Origin of the sequence: Thalassospira sp. CH_XMU1448-2 (assembly GCF_037027285.1) — a bacterium.
GTDB classification, from domain to species: domain Bacteria; phylum Pseudomonadota; class Alphaproteobacteria; order Rhodospirillales; family Thalassospiraceae; genus Thalassospira; species Thalassospira profundimaris_C.
In genome coordinates, this window is sequence record NZ_JAYMEA010000001.1 from 42,601 (window position 1) to 57,196 (window position 14,596).

Genomic DNA, 14,596 nt, shown 5'->3' on the forward strand with positions numbered 1-14,596 from the left:
TCCATTGAATTGAAATCAATAGAATTTCTTATTCCTGAATTTCAACCGTCGTCAAAACGCAACAAGGCCACCCTGAAGGTGACCTTGTGACAATGAGAAATGCAGTCTCAGCTTGGTATAGCGACTTTTACTATCGCCGAGGGGAAGCATCACGCCAGTAAAGGCTGATATCGGCCTCGGGTTTGCCAAACAGATAGCCTTGTGCGAAATCAAAGCCCGCCTTGGTGATCAGTTCGCGCATCTCGTCAGTCTCGATCATTTCACCAACCACTTCGACATTGATCTCGTGGCACAAATCGACCAGCGACCGCATGAAAGCCTGTCCCTTGCCGGTTTTCATCGACTGGCGAATGGATTCCCCGTCGATCTTCACATAATCGACTTCCATTGCACTGAGATAACGGAAATTCGACGCACCGGTGCCAAAATCATCCAGACAAATTTCAATGCCCAGTTCGCGGAAACGGGCAATCCATCTTGCAGCTGTATCGATATCCTTGATTTCCGAGGTTTCGGTAACCTCAATCATCAACTGGCCAAGCGTTTCACGGTTACGTTCGAACAATGCGATAGCTGACCGGCAGAAATCCGGGTTTTCCAGTGAATGACCGGAAATATTTACGGCAACCCGCACTGTGATCCCGGATTGAAGCTGTGACTTGATCCATTTAAGATTTCTGCGCAACATCGCCAGATCAAGCCGATGGACCATATTGACCTGTTCGGCAAAGGCAATCAGGTCCTGTGTCGGGATCAACTCCCCGGCGTCATCATAGAAACGGACCAGAACTTCGAAGTGATGGATCTCGGCATTAGGCAGACGCACAATCGGCTGATAGACCGTGTCGAATTTCAGTCGGTCAACCCGCATCCCGAAATCCTGCATCGCCGAAAAAGTGCTATTGACCAGATTATCTGCCTGCCCCATCAGCCGCGAGAAGGTGAAACCGTGATCCTGACGATCACAGAACCGGCGAATGGAATACAGAACCCCGCGCGCCAGATCGCCCGGCGGGATGACCTCGGCAGTGAAATCGGTCACGGTTGAGGTAACCTCTACCCCGATGCCTTTGGGGTCGGCATCGCGCACGCATTCCTCTATCCGCCTTTCAAGATCGCCAATCGGCACATCAGGCCGATGCAGCATACCGAATTTCTCGGGGCCAAGGCGCCCGGCCGTATCCCCCGCCACCGAATGGGCGCGCAAAAATGCGCCGACACTTGCCATCAGCTCATTGCGCTCAAGCTGCGCCATGCGCTTGCACAGCGGGTCGAACGCATTAAGGGTCATCAGGGTGAATTTGTGCTCCGTACCGGTTTCACGCTGGGCGACCAACCGTTCTGTCACGACTTTTGACAGGCTTTCTTCATCAAGAAGACCCGTCGCATTGTCACGCTGGATCGATCCGGCAATATCGGGTGGCAGCGAATTGATCGCCACACGCAGGGCAACAAAGAAGTGATCGCCAAGATCAGGCAGGAAATAGCCGCTCATAGAGACCGGCGGACTAAGCTGTTCATCATGCTGGGCAAAGCGGACCTGAATATTATCCATGCGTCCGCGTCTGCGCGCGACATGCAGCATTTCAGCAACCAATGGCCTGAATTGTTTGGCCAGAAAACTTGTGAAAAGTTTCCCCGAAAGTTCCTGTGGACGACGGCCAAGGATACCGTCCGACGCACCGGAGGCAAAAACGATCCGGAAATCGCCATCCAGCTCAAGAAGTAGATCGCCCCATACAAAGGCCAATGCCGCAAAACGGTTGCGTTCGTTTCGCAATTCGGTTGTTCGAGCTTTTATCAGTTTATCCAATGCGCCCTCTCACGCTGCCCGCAATCAGCGACATTTTTCACTTCCCCCGAACTCAAAAAATGCCCTCTCCGCCATTCCGGCTTTTTGAGATGATCAGCCCTTTATGCTTAACAAGGGTTTTACAAACTCGATCCTGATTATTCTTGCGAATAACCATCCTGTTGCAAAATCACCCCGAAACTCCGAACAGTCGCTAGAAAACGGGGCAAATTGGCACCAAAGATTTCATATATCTTTGTTCTTGCAGCGGGTTTTAAACCCCCACCCCCGATAATTCGATCTTTAAGTGGCTGCATCAGACGCATAACAACAATGCCAAATTGCAGAAGACCGGGCAGATGTTTCCAAGCGCGACCAGATCGCTTACAACTAGGAGCATAATATTTAGTCGCGCCCCCGATATTTTACCGATCAAGGCCACCTGACCATGACCATGTCTGCCAAAAGCCCTGTCACCCTGCCGCGTCTGACTTCAGAATCCGTGCTGATCTTTGATCTCGACAACACCCTTTATCCGGCAAACTGCGATCTGTTTTCACAGGTCTCGGACCTGATTGGTAAATATGTCCGCGAGACGCTCAAGCTCGAAGCTGATGCCGCCCATCGGGTGCAGAAGGACTTTTTCCATCGTTATGGCACAACCTTGCGTGGCCTGATGACCGAACATGACATAGATCCGGCAGACTATCTTGCCAAGGTTCATGACATTGATCTGTCAGTAGTGCCTCCGGCACCGGAACTGGCCGAGGCCCTTGATGCCCTGCCCGGAAGGAAGCTTATTTTCACCAATGCGTCGCGCGGCCATGCCGAACGCGTGATGGATCGTCTTGGCATTATCGACCGGTTCGAGACGATCTTTGACATTGTTGATGCCGATTATATCCCCAAGCCGCAGCAACAGCCCTATGACCGCCTGCTTGCGCGTGATCGCGTTGACCCTACGCAGGCTGTCTATTTCGAAGACATGGCCAAAAACCTGTTACCGGCCAAAGACATGGGAATGACCACGGTTTGGGTGAATACCGATGTCGAATGGGCCCAGAATGGCAGCGACGATCCCCGCATTGATCACCAGACCAGTGACATTGTCGGGTTCCTGCGCACTCTTGCGGCAACTTACTGACAAGCGACGCGATTTGTCACGGTTCCAGGATTGAGCTTCCCGGCCTGATCCGCTATGTCTATCGCGCAAAGGGATCAGGAACGGAGAAATGCCCGAAACGGGCGCTTCTACGCAAACTGGCGGAGTTGACTTCATGGGCTGCATTGACCATTCTCCGCCCGACAGATTTAGGCTGACCGCAAGGACCTTCGAAAATGAACAGAACTGAACTTGAAGGCGTGATTAACGTCGCATGGGAAAACCGCGACGAAATCAGCTCCGCCACCCAGGGCGAAATTCGCAAAGCAGTTGATCAGGCGCTTAATGCCATGGATCGCGGCGAATTGCGCGTTGCCGAAAAGACCGGCGGCAAATGGGTTGTCAATCAGTGGGCCAAAAAGGCGGTTCTGCTGTCTTTCCGCCTTAATGACATGACCACCATCGCAGGTGGCCCGGGCGAAAACACCAACTGGTGGGACAAGGTTCCGTCCAAATTCGAAGGCTGGGGCGAAGCCGAGTTCAAACATGCCGGTTTCCGTGCCGTTCCGGGCAGCATCGTTCGCCGCTCGGCTTATGTCGCACCGGGCACTGTCCTGATGCCAAGCTTTGTAAACCTTGGCGCCTATGTTGATACCGGCGTGATGGTTGATACCTGGGCAACCGTTGGATCCTGTGCGCAGATCGGTAAAAACGTTCACCTGTCAGGTGGTGCGGGTATCGGCGGCGTTCTTGAACCGCTTCAGGCCGGGCCGGTCATCATCGAAGACAATGCGTTCATCGGCGCACGTTCGGAAATCGTCGAAGGCGTTGTCGTCGAAGAAGGTGCTGTCATTTCGATGGGTGTCTTTATCGGCGCATCGACCAAGATCATCGACCGCACCACCGGCGAAACCTTTGTCGGCCGTGTTCCGGCCTATTCCGTCGTGGTTCCGGGCAGCATCCCGGGCAAACCGCTTCCGGACGGAACCCCGGGGCCGAGCCTTTATTGCGCGGTCATCATCAAGCGTGTTGATGAAAAGACCCGTTCGAAGACCTCAATCAATGAATTGCTGCGCGACTGATTTCTGTTCCGCGCAACATTGATGATCTATAAGGGGCAAAACGACCAGTTCGTTTTGCCCTTTTTCGCACAAACATCCTGACCGCATAACAACCGGTCAGAAACCGAACAAGAGATTGCCCGATGTCTGCCGCCCTTGAACTTGCCCAGTCACTGATCCGTTGCCCGTCTGTCACCCCGGCGGATGCTGGCGCGCTTGATGTCTTGCAAAAGGCGCTTGAAGCGCGCGGCTTTGACTGCAAACGCAAGGTCTTTGACGGCGATGGCAGTGATGCCATTGATAACCTTTATGCCCGTCTGGGCACCAAGGGACGCAATTTCTGCTTTGCCGGCCACACCGATGTCGTGCCCGCGGGTGACACCAGCGCCTGGACCGTCGACCCGTTTGGCGGCGAGGTGATTGATGGCCGCCTGTTCGGGCGTGGGGCAGTTGATATGAAAACCGGCATTGCCTGCTTTGTCGGGGGTGTGGATGCCTTTCTGGCGGCACATCCGGATTTCGATGAATCCATCTCGTTCCTGATCACCGGCGACGAAGAGGCCGATGCGATCAATGGTACCGTCAAGCTGGTTGAATGGTGCGATCAGGAAGGCGAAAAATTTGATTGCTGTCTGGTTGGCGAACCGACCAACCCGAAATATCTGGGCGAAATGATGAAAGTCGGTCGCCGGGGTTCTGTTACCGGCTGGCTGACCGTGTTTGGGGCACAGGGCCATGTTGCCTATCCGCATCTGGCAGATAACCCTGTGCCGCGCATGATCAGAACGCTTGATGCCCTCAATTCCCGTGAACTTGATCAGGGCACCGATCACTTCCAGCCCAGCAATCTTGAGGTCACCACCGTTGATGCTGGCAATGCCGCAACCAACGTGGTTCCGGCCAAGGTCAGCGCGGCCTTTAACATCCGCTTTAATGATCAGCACACTGGCGCTGATCTGAAAAAATGGATTGAAGAAACCTGTACCGAACATGCTGGTGCGCATGAGCTTAAGGTCAAAATCTCGGGCGAGGCATTTTTGTCCAATCCCGGAAAACTCGCCAATCTGATTGCCGATGCCTCGGAAAAAGTCACTGGCAAGCGCCCGGAGATGAGCACCACAGGCGGCACATCCGATGCCCGTTTCATTCAGAAATATACCGAAGTCGCCGAGTTCGGTCTGGTCGGGCAATCCATGCACAAGGTCGATGAACACGCCATGGTCGATGACATCGAAAACCTTGTTACGATCTATGCCGAAGTCCTTGCCGGTTTCTTTGACTGATCAGGCCGTTTTCTGCGCATTTTGCGACGAAACCCCGTCAGCCTGCCGGTTATTGAGGATGGTATCGCGCGTGGCGTTCAATATCTGATCGGCTGTTTGGTCATCCACCGCCCGGCTCAGGACCACAGCACCAACCATCATCGCCAGCATCGCCGCGGAATCCCGTTTGTAATTTTCGGGCACATTGCCCAACTTTGCCCCGGCATCAATATTGATGTGCCGATCAATCCCCGGCACATCATCCTCTTTGGCAAGCTTCCAGGCGAGCTTTTCAGTTGCATCGGTAATCAACCGGGAAAAAGCCTCCCTTGCACGATCTCCTGATCGCGAAACTTCGGCCGACAGGGTTGGCAAGACACATCCCTTGTCGGGGTTTTCAACATGCAGGCGCGACAGATACAAGGTCGCAAAGGTCGTCACCCAGTCTTTGCCACGCCTTTCGGCTTTGCGAAGTTCGGCCAGAACCGGCGAGGATAGCAACGACATGCCGTTCTCCACACAGGCGACAAACAGGTCTTCCTTGTTCTTGAAATGGGCATAAAAGCCACCGCGCGTCAGCCCGGCTGCTGCCATCACCTGATCAATCGTCACATTTTCGAATCCGGCTTTTTTGAACAATGCGGTTGCCGCATTGACGATACGGATCCGGGTCTTTGGTTTATGCGCGGGGCTATAGGGCATTTTGATCTCCGTTTGGTGGTCTGAGGATTGACCAAGCGGAACTATGGCACAGGCCAATAATATGTTCTTGAACATATTATGTGCTTGGCAATCCTGTCTGCAAGTTCGGTTTTCAATTCCCGCCCAATGCGACGGGCAACAAAGCCCCAAGCAAGCAGCAAAGGACGCCCATCATGTCAGACGTAATCATTGTCGGAATGCCGCGCAGCAACCTGACCCGCACGGTTCGCATTGCCTGTCTTGAAAAGGAAATCCCGTTCGAATTCACCAGCCGCAATGTCCAGACACCGGGCCAGAATGCAACGCCGACCGTGTTGCGCCACAACCCGTTTGGCAAGGTGCCCGTGCTGATACATGGATCATTCGTGCTTTATGAGACGGCGGCTATTTGCCGTTATATCGACGATCATTTCCCCGGCCCGCTTTTGCGGCCTGTCCCGGCGCAAAAGATCGCGCGCATGAACCAGTGGATCAGTCTGGCGATGACACGACTGGATCAGAACATCATTCGCAATTTCGTCATTCCGATGGTCTTTGCCGATCATCAGCGCCGTCATGATCCCGCATTTGCCACCGAAATGACCAGACTTGCCGATGTGATCCGTCATGATCTTTCCGTGCTTGATAAGGCCTATGCCGATGGCTGGATCATGGGGGAACGTTTCACCCTGCCTGACATGATGATCATGCCGATCCTGCATTATCTTAACGCCATGCCCGGCGGCACAGGGATGCTCGAAGACGCACCAATGGTGCTTGATGCCTATCACCGCTTCAAGGCCAGAAGTTCAGCCGTGCAGACCGATCCGCTTTTGCCCGAACAAATTTTGAAATCCGCGTGATTTCATGACCGCCGCCCCGATGTTCCCCTTAATCGCATCGGGGTATCTGGCCACCACAGGCGGGGAAGTCTTCCTTCCCCCATTCCCCCGGAAGCGGGCGGATTTCCTGCCGGTGGTGGCCCTTTTTCAGTCCAGATTACGGGGTCCAGGTAATCGGAACATAACCCGGCAATGCTTCGATCCGGGCAAGCCAGTCCCGAATGCCCGGATAGTTCGCAAGACTGATTTTTCCAAGTTCAGCGCGGTGCGTATAGGCATAAAGCGAGATATCGGCAATCGTAAGGGCCTCACCCACCAGCCAGTTATGCCCAGACAGCCGCTTTTCCATCAGATCAAGCGCACGCTTTGCACCGGCCTGTTTCATCGGTTCAAGGATATCGGCATTTTCCGGCAGCCCCTTGATCTCATACCAGGAAATCAGGACAGCAACGTTGGGTTCATGGTCATATTGTTCAAAAAACAGCCAGCCCATCATTTCAGCCCGCTCATACCTGTCATGAGGGATGAAATTGGTGCCTTCGGCCAGATAGCCCAGAATGGCGTTGCTTTCGGCCAGTACCCGGCCATCATCAAGCACAAGGGCCGGAATTTTTCCGTTCGGGTTGATCTTTGCCAGATATTCCGGTGTACGGGTTTCACCCTTCATGATGTCGCGTTCGACATACTCAAACGGTTGACCCAACATGGAAAGCAGCAAACGGACTTTATATCCGTTCCCCGACATCAGATAGTCGTTCAAAATCATCGTGAAATTCCTTGTGGCACATGCGTCAAAAGCATTCGCGTTAAAGCATTGGCCGGCCAGGTGCGATATTTGCCGCTGGATGAATTTCAAACAATCGAATAGTTTTGACCCAATTGTTCAAATTAATTGATCATAAATTCTGATCAAAGGAATAGACCATGGATTCCGATCTGCTTCGCAGTTTTGTTGCCTTTGCCGAATGCGGCAGTTTCAACCGTGCCGCTGATCGCATCGGGCGCACGCCATCGGCATTTTCCATGCAGATGAAGCGACTTGAGGAGCTGGTTGATAACAAGCTGTTTGAACGCGACGGGCGCAATGTGCTTCTGACCAATGATGGCATCACCTTTGTCGGATATGCGCGACGCATCCTGTCGCTTCAGGACGAGGCAATGGGCAAGCTCCGCACACAGGATGCGACCCGGCCGATCCGCATTGGCTGCCCCGATGATTATGCCCAGAAAATCCTGCCGGTCGTTCTGCGCGGTATCCGCAACGTATTTCCCAACGCGACTTTCTTTGTCTCGGTCAATCCGACCATCTTGCTGCAGCGGATGCTTGATCAGGGGGAACTTGATATCTCGCTGGTCAGTCGATCCGCCATGGGCGAGGAAGGCTATTTCCTGCGTCATGAGCCCGGCGTCTGGGTGACCTCGCCCGTTCATCGCCAGCATGAACTTGATCCGCTGCCACTGGTATTGCCCGCCGAGGACTGCAAATTTCATGCTTGGGCAATTGATGCCATTTCAAAATCCGGCAAGCCTTTTAACCTGTTTGCCACCACCCGTCAGGCCGCATCGCTTTTGCATCTGGTCCGAGACGGGCTTGGGGTCGCCGCCCTTGCTGCGGCAAGTGTCACCGATGAATTCCAGATTCTTGACAGTCGCGATGGTTTCCCGCCCCTGCCTGCGGTCGGGGTTGCCGTGATGCTTGCAGAAAATTCACATCCGCTGGTCAGTCGCCAACTGGCTGCCGCCATACAGGATTATGTCAGTCAAAATCTTGAAGATGACTTGACCGAGACCGCCGCAAGCTGATTGGATGCGCGCCCCGCTTGACGCGCAACCAGAAACCTCGCCACAAAAAGATTGATTTGATGACCACCAAACCACGCCTGAATATTTGCATCACCTGCACGGCCTCGAATGCCGACGCGCAAACCGATCCGCGTCACGGCAAAATGCTGTTTGACCGGATGGTTGAACTTTGTGCCGAGCGTGATCTTCCGTTTGATCTGCGTCCGGCCGAATGCCTGACCAATTGCAAATCGGGCTGCTCGGTTGCGCTCAATGGTTCGGGTAAGTGGGGATATGTCTATGGCAATGTCGATCCTGAAACCATGATTGATGATCTTTGTGATCTTGCCACACGTTATGCCGATAGCGATGATGGCATTGTCGCCTGGCGTGAACGTCCTGAAACATTGCGCCGGAATGTCATCGCGCGCATCCCGCCACTGGACGGGATTTAGCCCGATACGCCAATGTGAAGCTGACGCCAAAGACGTTCGACTTCACCGCTGGCAATAAGTTCGGCAACAAGCTTGTTAAAGGCATCAAGCGGAATGGCTGAATCTTTCGACAGCACCGAAACCAGATCATAGGTTGCATCGGGTTTGCCTGCGATCACCAGACGATTACGCATTCCGGGATCCTGGACAAACTGACGGGCCAGAAATCCGGCTGACACGACGGCAATCGGTGCTTCGCCGGCAAAAAGTCCGTCCAGAACTTCAGCTTCGTTATACCGCAGCAAAACATTGAAGTTCTTGCGCAAATATTCCGGGTCGCCATTGTAGTCTGCAAAGCCGTAATGGAACCCCAAAACGCACAGCATGCGATGTGCGGTTACATCGGAAAACAGTTCCTGTGCATCTGTCCGGCTCGATAGCGCCAGATAGATATCTTTTTCCCGGACGATCGGATCAGAGTAATGAACATCGTAATCCGGCCAATCCCACTGCGCACTTTCAAGCAACACAAGATCAAGCTCGCCATTCATCAGCGCCTGGTATCGGCGACGTGAAGATGTCTCTGCCAGCTGGAATTGATACTCATCCTGCAATCCGTTGAGCAGGTTGATCAGTTTGGGAACAATACCGCCTGCCTTGCCATCCTGATAGAAATAGACAACCCCGTATTCATAGGCACCAACCTTGACAATTATCGGGTCAGCAGCCCTTACCGCGTTGGTTCCGGGGAAAAAATAAAACGCGCAAAATGCCAGAAACACTGCCAGCACGTTCGATTTTACACGCATTTTTCCCAAGGGCTTTTATCCTGCGACGTTGTTCCCAAAAATGTGCACTGCGGCAAAAACCATCCGGGGGATTACCCGTTCACCTTGTGCTGTCACTTTCTATATGCGTCGCGCGCACCAGTTTTCCAGAAGGAATCGTGCAATTGAGATCGGTCGCGGCAAATTAATTCCCTTTTGCGGAAGTGCTGCGACCTCTTCGCGATGCACCCACATGGCAAATTCGATCTCTTCCTGATCGGGGAAAAGCTCGGTTGTCTCGGCTTCGGCGACAAAGCCCAACATCAGGGAACCGGGAAACGGCCAGGGCTGCGATGCCACATATTGCGGCCGCTTGATCCGGACACCGACTTCTTCATGGACCTCGCGTGCAACCGCCTGTTCAAGGGTTTCACCCGGCTCAACAAAGCCTGCAAGCACAGATACCATGCCGGGCATAAATTGCGGGGACCGGGCCAGCAATACGTGATCCTGATGATGGATCAGCATGATCACAGCCGGATCGGTTCGCGGAAAATGAGCCTTGCCACAAGCGGGGTTTGAACATTGCAATCTGTAACCGGCCTCTTCGATCCGGTTGGGATGACCACATGCCCCACAAAACTGATGCCCGCGATGCCAGTTGAAAATGGCGCGCGCCTGTGCGGCCAAGGCCGCTTCGTCACTTGAAAGGGCGGCCATCCGGCTACGCATGTCGCCAAACCCGCCGCCCAGTGCGCGCACCGCATCGTCGCGTTCGGGCATGACGGGGGCGATATCAACCGCAATCACCGGCCCCTGTGCATCACGCCCGATATAAATCCAGTGCCCGCCATTGAGATCAACATCAAGATGCGGGATTGCCGGTGCGCCCAGCACCACCAGTTCATGGGCATCCATTTCCTCGGGCCAGGCAAAAAGCGGATCACCGGCATGGCAAATAACGATGCGAAGCGATTCTTCGGCCAACAGAATCTGCTGCCAGTTCTCGGTCTTGCGCAGCAGCGCGTCACGATCAAGATCGATGGATTCGTAAAATTGTCGTGCCATCATCTGATCCATTCAATTTCTGATTATCAAAGTTGATCTGCCGGTCTCAAAAGCGGTCGGAAGGCTGTTCAAAACTTAGCGGCGCTTTGTCAAAAGGCAACCATATACAGGCCAGATTATCTGGATCATGCCATAAATCTGGTCACATCAAATGGATGCCTCCGTCGGTTTTCCTGCAAGATATGCAACCTGAAAGGAAAACATCATGTTTGAAAAACTGACGTCTGCCGCAACATGTTCGATTGGCACATTTGTTTTGCTGACGCTTCTTGGTGGAACGGCACAAGCCGATGTCGATATTTATCGCGGTGTAGATGCCAAATCCAATGGCAATGCAACCCTTTCGCCCGGTCAGTTCAGCTTCAACCCAACTCTTTCCAACTTCATTCATCCCCAACTGGCTCCGGTGTTAAAACCGTGTAATTATCGGTTCACGGTCATCCTTGATGGTGAACCTGATGTCGGCGCACATGGTCCCGTTGCTGGTTTGGAAGGCTATACCGCGCTGTTTGATAATGACCCTGAGGGTCATTGGGGTATCATCCAGCCAGAAGGCGTCAGTGCAGATGACGCCAAGGCCGCCGTATCGGCCTTCGCACAGCAGAACAGACAAAACGTCGTAAATGGTACGCAGGACAATTGTCGGTAAGTGAAGTCATAGACCCATGACCATACGCCATCTCGCATATTGCTTTTCACCAAACATTTTGCACCGCGAGATGGCGACATTCCTTGCCCTGCCATCCGGGAGGCAACGTTCTGATCTGCTTGCCATATGCACCGACCCAATACACCTGCCGATTATCCGCGCCCTGCGGGTCGAAACCAAAACCGTGATTGAGGATAGCGGTACGATCTATGGCGCTTTTTTATCAGCAATTCACTGTTTCTCCGAGACGTCCGATCTTGGAGCCCTGTCCGGAAGACAGCTTGGGCAATGTCTTGATTTTGTACCAACGGACAGTTTAACGACCAATCCCCTCCCCAATCCGGCGCGGGGGCGCCCTCTGGACAAGTCGATTTTCAAGAAACTCAAAGCCCCGTTGATCGCAAGTGCTGGTCAAATTCCAGCCCAAGCCGGATATCTGTCAGAAAATGATATCTCCCGATTGCTCAGGATTCTCGATCTTCCGTTGGAAGGACTTGAAAAATCGGCAGTTACCGCAATCCGGAAAATGTTGTTGCAAGCACAACGCCAAGACAAGGCGTTGTTATTGCTGATTGATCAATAGCGATCTGAAATTTTCGGGCATCTTCTCTTGCGTTTTGGAACACCTTGCGCGATATAGGGGGCGAGAGGCTGGCAGTGGACGGACCGCTCGCCAACCCGGTCAGGACCGGAAGGTAGCAGCCGTAACGAGTTTTTCCGGGTCGCTGTTCAGTCTCTCACCCTTTTCAATCCCCCCGACATCCCCTTGTTTTTTGTCATGTGCCTTACATCTTCGGGCATGTGGTTTTTTGTATGGGAAATTTCCCACTTGGTCTTTCCCATACGGTCGCGAAGCTGCTAAAACCGAACAAGATTACAACAATCCGGACCGGATGAATGAGCGATCAGATCGATACCGCCAATCAGGACATGCCCGAAAGTGACGCCCCCGCGCCAGACGCATCTGCAGCCGCAGATACATCTGCGCCGGTAAAAGGTGACGCCACCGACGCCGCGCCCAAAAGCGAGTATCAGGTTCTTGCGCGAAAATACCGCCCGAAAACCTTTGACGAGCTGATCGGGCATGGCCCGATGGTCAAAACCCTGTCAAATGCCCTTGAAAGCGGGCGTCTGGCCCATGCATTCGTTCTGACCGGGGTGCGCGGGATTGGTAAAACCACCACGGCCCGTATCATTGCGCGTGCGCTGAACTGTATCGGTGCCGATGGCAAGGGTTCGGCGACCATCGAGCCATGTGGTGTGTGCGAACATTGCCGTGCGATTGCCGAAGACCGCCATGTCGATGTTCTGGAAATGGATGCCGCGTCGCGGACCGGCGTTGATGACATTCGCGAACTGATCGAAGGTGTGCGCTATCGCCCGACATCGGCCCGCTACAAGATTTACATCATCGACGAAGTGCACATGCTTTCGAAAAGTGCGTTCAACGCGCTTCTTAAAACGCTTGAAGAACCGCCAGAGCATGTGAAATTTATCTTTGCGACCACAGAAATTCGCAAAATTCCGATCACGGTTCTGTCGCGCTGTCAGCGTTTTGACCTGCGCCGTGTTCAGACCGACGAACTCGCGGCCCACTATACCCGCATTGCCGGGCTCGAAAAGGCCGAGATCGAGGAAGAAGCCGTCGCCCTGATCGCCCGTGCCGCCGATGGGTCTGTCCGTGACGGTATGAGCTTGCTTGATCAGGCCATTTCCCATGGCGCAGGCAAAGTCACCACCCAGCAAGTCCGCGACATGCTGGGGCTTTCGGATCGGTCACGCATTTTCGATCTGTTTGATTTCACCATGAAGGGCGAAATCAACGAGGCGCTTGAGCTTTTGAGCGCACAATATGCACTGGGTGGCGATCCGGCCGTAATGTTGCAGGATATGCTCGACCTGACCCATTGGTTGACCCGTGTGAAACTTTCGCCCGAGGCGGCCAATGATCCCGGCGTGTCGCAGATCGAACGCGAACGCGGCAAGGAAATTGCCGCCAAATTGGCAATGCCACAGCTTACCCGTGCATGGCAGATGCTGCTTAAGGGGCTTGAAGAAACGCGCATCGCGCCTTCGCCCATTCAGGCCGCCGAAATGATCCTGATCCGTCTAGCCTATGCCGCAGAAATGCCATCGCCCGGTGATCTGATCAAAAAACTGCGTCAGGATATGGCAAATGGCGGTGCCGGTAACGCCCCGCAGGGTGGTGGTAATGGCGGCGGTTCTGGTGGTCCGGGCCCGCGCATGCAGGTGGTCAATGGTGGTGGTGCCACCGCCGTTGCACAGCGCCGTCCCGATCCGCTTGGCGAACCCGAACAGGTCGAGCAGGTCGTCTATGCCAAAATGCCTGAAAGCTTTGCCGAGGTTGCGGAACTTCTTGCCAAGGACCGCGAAACCACCGGCATTGCCATGCAGGTTAAAAACTATATGCATCTTGTGAAATATGAACCGGGCCGGATCGAATTCCGCCCGGCACGGGGTGCGCGCTCAGACCTTTCGACCCAATTGATCAAGGCGATGAATGCCCTTACCGGACATCGCTGGCTGGTCAGTGTTTCCGAACGCGAGGAAGGGGCACCGACGTTAAAGGAACAGGAACTCGAGGCGCTTGAACAGCGCAAGGCTGATGCCTCGCAGGATCCGGTGGTCAAAGCCGTGCTTGACGGTTTGCCAAACGCAAAAATCGTTGCCGTCCATCTGCCACCCGGACAGGAATTGTCCGAAGGTGAAGAAGACGAAAGCGGTTCAGTATATGACGACGCATTTTATCTCGAAGGAGACGACGAGCTATGAAGAACCTTGCAGGGATGCTGAAACAGGCCCAGCAAATGCAGACGAAAATGCAGGAAATGCAGGAAAGTCTGGTTGAACTCCAGGTCGAAGGCCAGTCCGGTGCGGGCATGGTCAAGGTCATGCTTAATGGCAAAGGCGAAATGCGCGGCCTTTCGCTTGATAAAGGCATCGTTGACCCCAACGACACCGAAGTTCTCGAAGACCTGATCGTGGCGGCCTATAACGACGCCAAGGTCAAGGTGGAGGCCGCCGTTCAGGAAAAGATGAAAGACGTCACCGGCGGCATGAACCTGCCGGAAGGCTTCAAACTGCCATTCTGATCGACCGACAGGGCCGGATTGATAGGCACTTTTGAAGTGCGCG

At 53.9% G+C, this 14,596-nt stretch carries 15 protein-coding genes and 1 other RNA gene; 11 read left to right on the forward strand and 5 right to left on the reverse strand.

The genetic code is table 11. From position 1 onward, the window contains the following. Positions 1-130: 130 nt before the first annotated feature. Positions 131-1,813, reverse strand: coding sequence for an EAL domain-containing protein (locus tag WA318_RS00210; protein ID WP_114096110.1), 1,683 nt, complete (start codon positions 1,811-1,813; stop codon positions 131-133). 427 nt (positions 1,814-2,240) lie between these two features. On the opposite strand from WA318_RS00210, the gene WA318_RS00215 reads away from it, so the two are divergent. From WA318_RS00215 to dapE, 3 genes are all read left to right on the forward strand, one after another. Then, on the forward strand, positions 2,241-2,936 hold the full coding sequence (locus WA318_RS00215) for a pyrimidine 5'-nucleotidase (RefSeq protein ID WP_336079385.1): 696 nt from the start codon (positions 2,241-2,243) through the stop codon (positions 2,934-2,936). Between the two features lie 194 nt (positions 2,937-3,130). After that, on the forward strand, positions 3,131-3,976 hold the full coding sequence (dapD, locus tag WA318_RS00220) for a 2,3,4,5-tetrahydropyridine-2,6-dicarboxylate N-succinyltransferase (protein WP_336079386.1): 846 nt from the start codon (positions 3,131-3,133) through the stop codon (positions 3,974-3,976). A gap of 122 nt (positions 3,977-4,098) precedes the next feature. After that, entirely contained in the window at positions 4,099-5,238 is a 1,140-nt protein-coding gene (gene dapE / locus WA318_RS00225; protein WP_336079388.1) for a succinyl-diaminopimelate desuccinylase, read from the forward strand. On the opposite strand, the gene WA318_RS00230 is transcribed toward dapE, so the two are convergent. Next, positions 5,239-5,919 carry a TetR/AcrR family transcriptional regulator gene (locus tag WA318_RS00230; RefSeq protein ID WP_114096115.1) on the reverse strand — a complete coding sequence of 227 codons (681 nt, stop codon included), beginning with the start codon at positions 5,917-5,919 and terminating at the stop codon, positions 5,239-5,241. Between the two features lie 173 nt (positions 5,920-6,092). Here WA318_RS00230 and WA318_RS00235 point away from each other — a divergent pair, with 173 nt between their 5' ends. Further along, positions 6,093-6,761, forward strand: a complete 669-nt coding sequence (locus tag WA318_RS00235) for a glutathione S-transferase family protein (RefSeq protein WP_336079390.1) — start codon at positions 6,093-6,095, stop codon at positions 6,759-6,761. Between the two features lie 136 nt (positions 6,762-6,897). Here the strand turns inward: WA318_RS00235 and WA318_RS00240 are convergent, their stop codons facing one another. After that, positions 6,898-7,506 carry a glutathione S-transferase family protein gene (locus tag WA318_RS00240; protein ID WP_114096116.1) on the reverse strand — a complete coding sequence of 203 codons (609 nt, stop codon included), beginning with the start codon at positions 7,504-7,506 and terminating at the stop codon, positions 6,898-6,900. Positions 7,507-7,664: 158 nt separating this feature from the next. Between WA318_RS00240 and WA318_RS00245 the strand changes: the two genes are divergently transcribed. Then, the gene (locus tag WA318_RS00245) at positions 7,665-8,543 is read left to right on the forward strand and encodes a LysR family transcriptional regulator (protein ID WP_114096117.1); all 879 of its coding nucleotides are present in this window, start codon (positions 7,665-7,667) and stop codon (positions 8,541-8,543) included. Between the two features lie 59 nt (positions 8,544-8,602). Next, positions 8,603-8,977, forward strand: a complete 375-nt coding sequence (locus tag WA318_RS00250; RefSeq protein WP_114096813.1) for a DUF1636 family protein — start codon at positions 8,603-8,605, stop codon at positions 8,975-8,977. Here the strand turns inward: WA318_RS00250 and WA318_RS00255 are convergent. Both WA318_RS00255 and nudC read right to left on the reverse strand, forming a co-directional pair. Next, positions 8,974-9,774: a transporter substrate-binding domain-containing protein gene (locus WA318_RS00255; protein WP_147251909.1), complete on the reverse strand. Its 801-nt coding sequence runs from the start codon at positions 9,772-9,774 to the stop codon at positions 8,974-8,976. The genes WA318_RS00250 and WA318_RS00255 overlap by 4 nt on opposite strands. Before the next feature lie 90 nt (positions 9,775-9,864). Further along, complete coding sequence (gene nudC, locus WA318_RS00260) at positions 9,865-10,803, reverse strand: NAD(+) diphosphatase (protein WP_336079393.1); 939 nt, start codon at positions 10,801-10,803, stop codon at positions 9,865-9,867. Positions 10,804-10,996: 193 nt separating this feature from the next. On the opposite strand from nudC, the gene WA318_RS00265 reads away from it, so the two are divergent. From WA318_RS00265 to WA318_RS00285, 5 genes are all read left to right on the forward strand, one after another. Beyond that, the gene (locus tag WA318_RS00265; protein ID WP_336079395.1) at positions 10,997-11,440 is read left to right on the forward strand and encodes a hypothetical protein; all 444 of its coding nucleotides are present in this window, start codon (positions 10,997-10,999) and stop codon (positions 11,438-11,440) included. Positions 11,441-11,456: 16 nt separating this feature from the next. Beyond that, positions 11,457-12,023, forward strand: coding sequence for a hypothetical protein (locus WA318_RS00270; protein WP_336079397.1), 567 nt, complete (start codon positions 11,457-11,459; stop codon positions 12,021-12,023). Positions 12,024-12,086: 63 nt separating this feature from the next. Further along, positions 12,087-12,181, forward strand: an RNA gene (ffs, locus tag WA318_RS00275) — signal recognition particle sRNA small type. Between the two features lie 156 nt (positions 12,182-12,337). Next, positions 12,338-14,233 (forward strand): DNA polymerase III subunit gamma/tau, encoded by a 1,896-nt coding sequence (locus WA318_RS00280; protein WP_336079399.1) that lies wholly within the window; start codon positions 12,338-12,340, stop codon positions 14,231-14,233. After that, positions 14,230-14,553 carry a YbaB/EbfC family nucleoid-associated protein gene (locus tag WA318_RS00285; RefSeq protein ID WP_114096122.1) on the forward strand — a complete coding sequence of 108 codons (324 nt, stop codon included), beginning with the start codon at positions 14,230-14,232 and terminating at the stop codon, positions 14,551-14,553. Before WA318_RS00280 ends, WA318_RS00285 begins: the two co-directional genes overlap by 4 nt. Positions 14,554-14,596 lie beyond the last annotated feature (43 nt).

Bases quoted from the DNA above. Each gene is read 5' to 3' on its own strand.
- WA318_RS00235 (WP_336079390.1), top strand. From the start codon at position 6,093: ATGTCAGACGTAATCATTGTCGGAATGCCGCGCAGCAACCTGACCCGC.
- WA318_RS00230 (WP_114096115.1), bottom strand. From the start codon at position 5,919: ATGCCCTATAGCCCCGCGCATAAACCAAAGACCCGGATCCGTATCGTC.
- WA318_RS00280 (WP_336079399.1), top strand. From the start codon at position 12,338: ATGAGCGATCAGATCGATACCGCCAATCAGGACATGCCCGAAAGTGAC.
- WA318_RS00285 (WP_114096122.1), top strand. From the start codon at position 14,230: ATGAAGAACCTTGCAGGGATGCTGAAACAGGCCCAGCAAATGCAGACG.
- WA318_RS00250 (WP_114096813.1), top strand. From the start codon at position 8,603: ATGACCACCAAACCACGCCTGAATATTTGCATCACCTGCACGGCCTCG.
- WA318_RS00270 (WP_336079397.1), top strand. From the start codon at position 11,457: ATGACCATACGCCATCTCGCATATTGCTTTTCACCAAACATTTTGCAC.
- nudC (WP_336079393.1), bottom strand. From the start codon at position 10,803: ATGGATCAGATGATGGCACGACAATTTTACGAATCCATCGATCTTGAT.
- WA318_RS00215 (WP_336079385.1), top strand. From the start codon at position 2,241: ATGACCATGTCTGCCAAAAGCCCTGTCACCCTGCCGCGTCTGACTTCA.
- WA318_RS00240 (WP_114096116.1), bottom strand. From the start codon at position 7,506: ATGATTTTGAACGACTATCTGATGTCGGGGAACGGATATAAAGTCCGT.
- WA318_RS00245 (WP_114096117.1), top strand. From the start codon at position 7,665: ATGGATTCCGATCTGCTTCGCAGTTTTGTTGCCTTTGCCGAATGCGGC.
- WA318_RS00265 (WP_336079395.1), top strand. From the start codon at position 10,997: ATGTTTGAAAAACTGACGTCTGCCGCAACATGTTCGATTGGCACATTT.
- dapD (WP_336079386.1), top strand. From the start codon at position 3,131: ATGAACAGAACTGAACTTGAAGGCGTGATTAACGTCGCATGGGAAAAC.
- dapE (WP_336079388.1), top strand. From the start codon at position 4,099: ATGTCTGCCGCCCTTGAACTTGCCCAGTCACTGATCCGTTGCCCGTCT.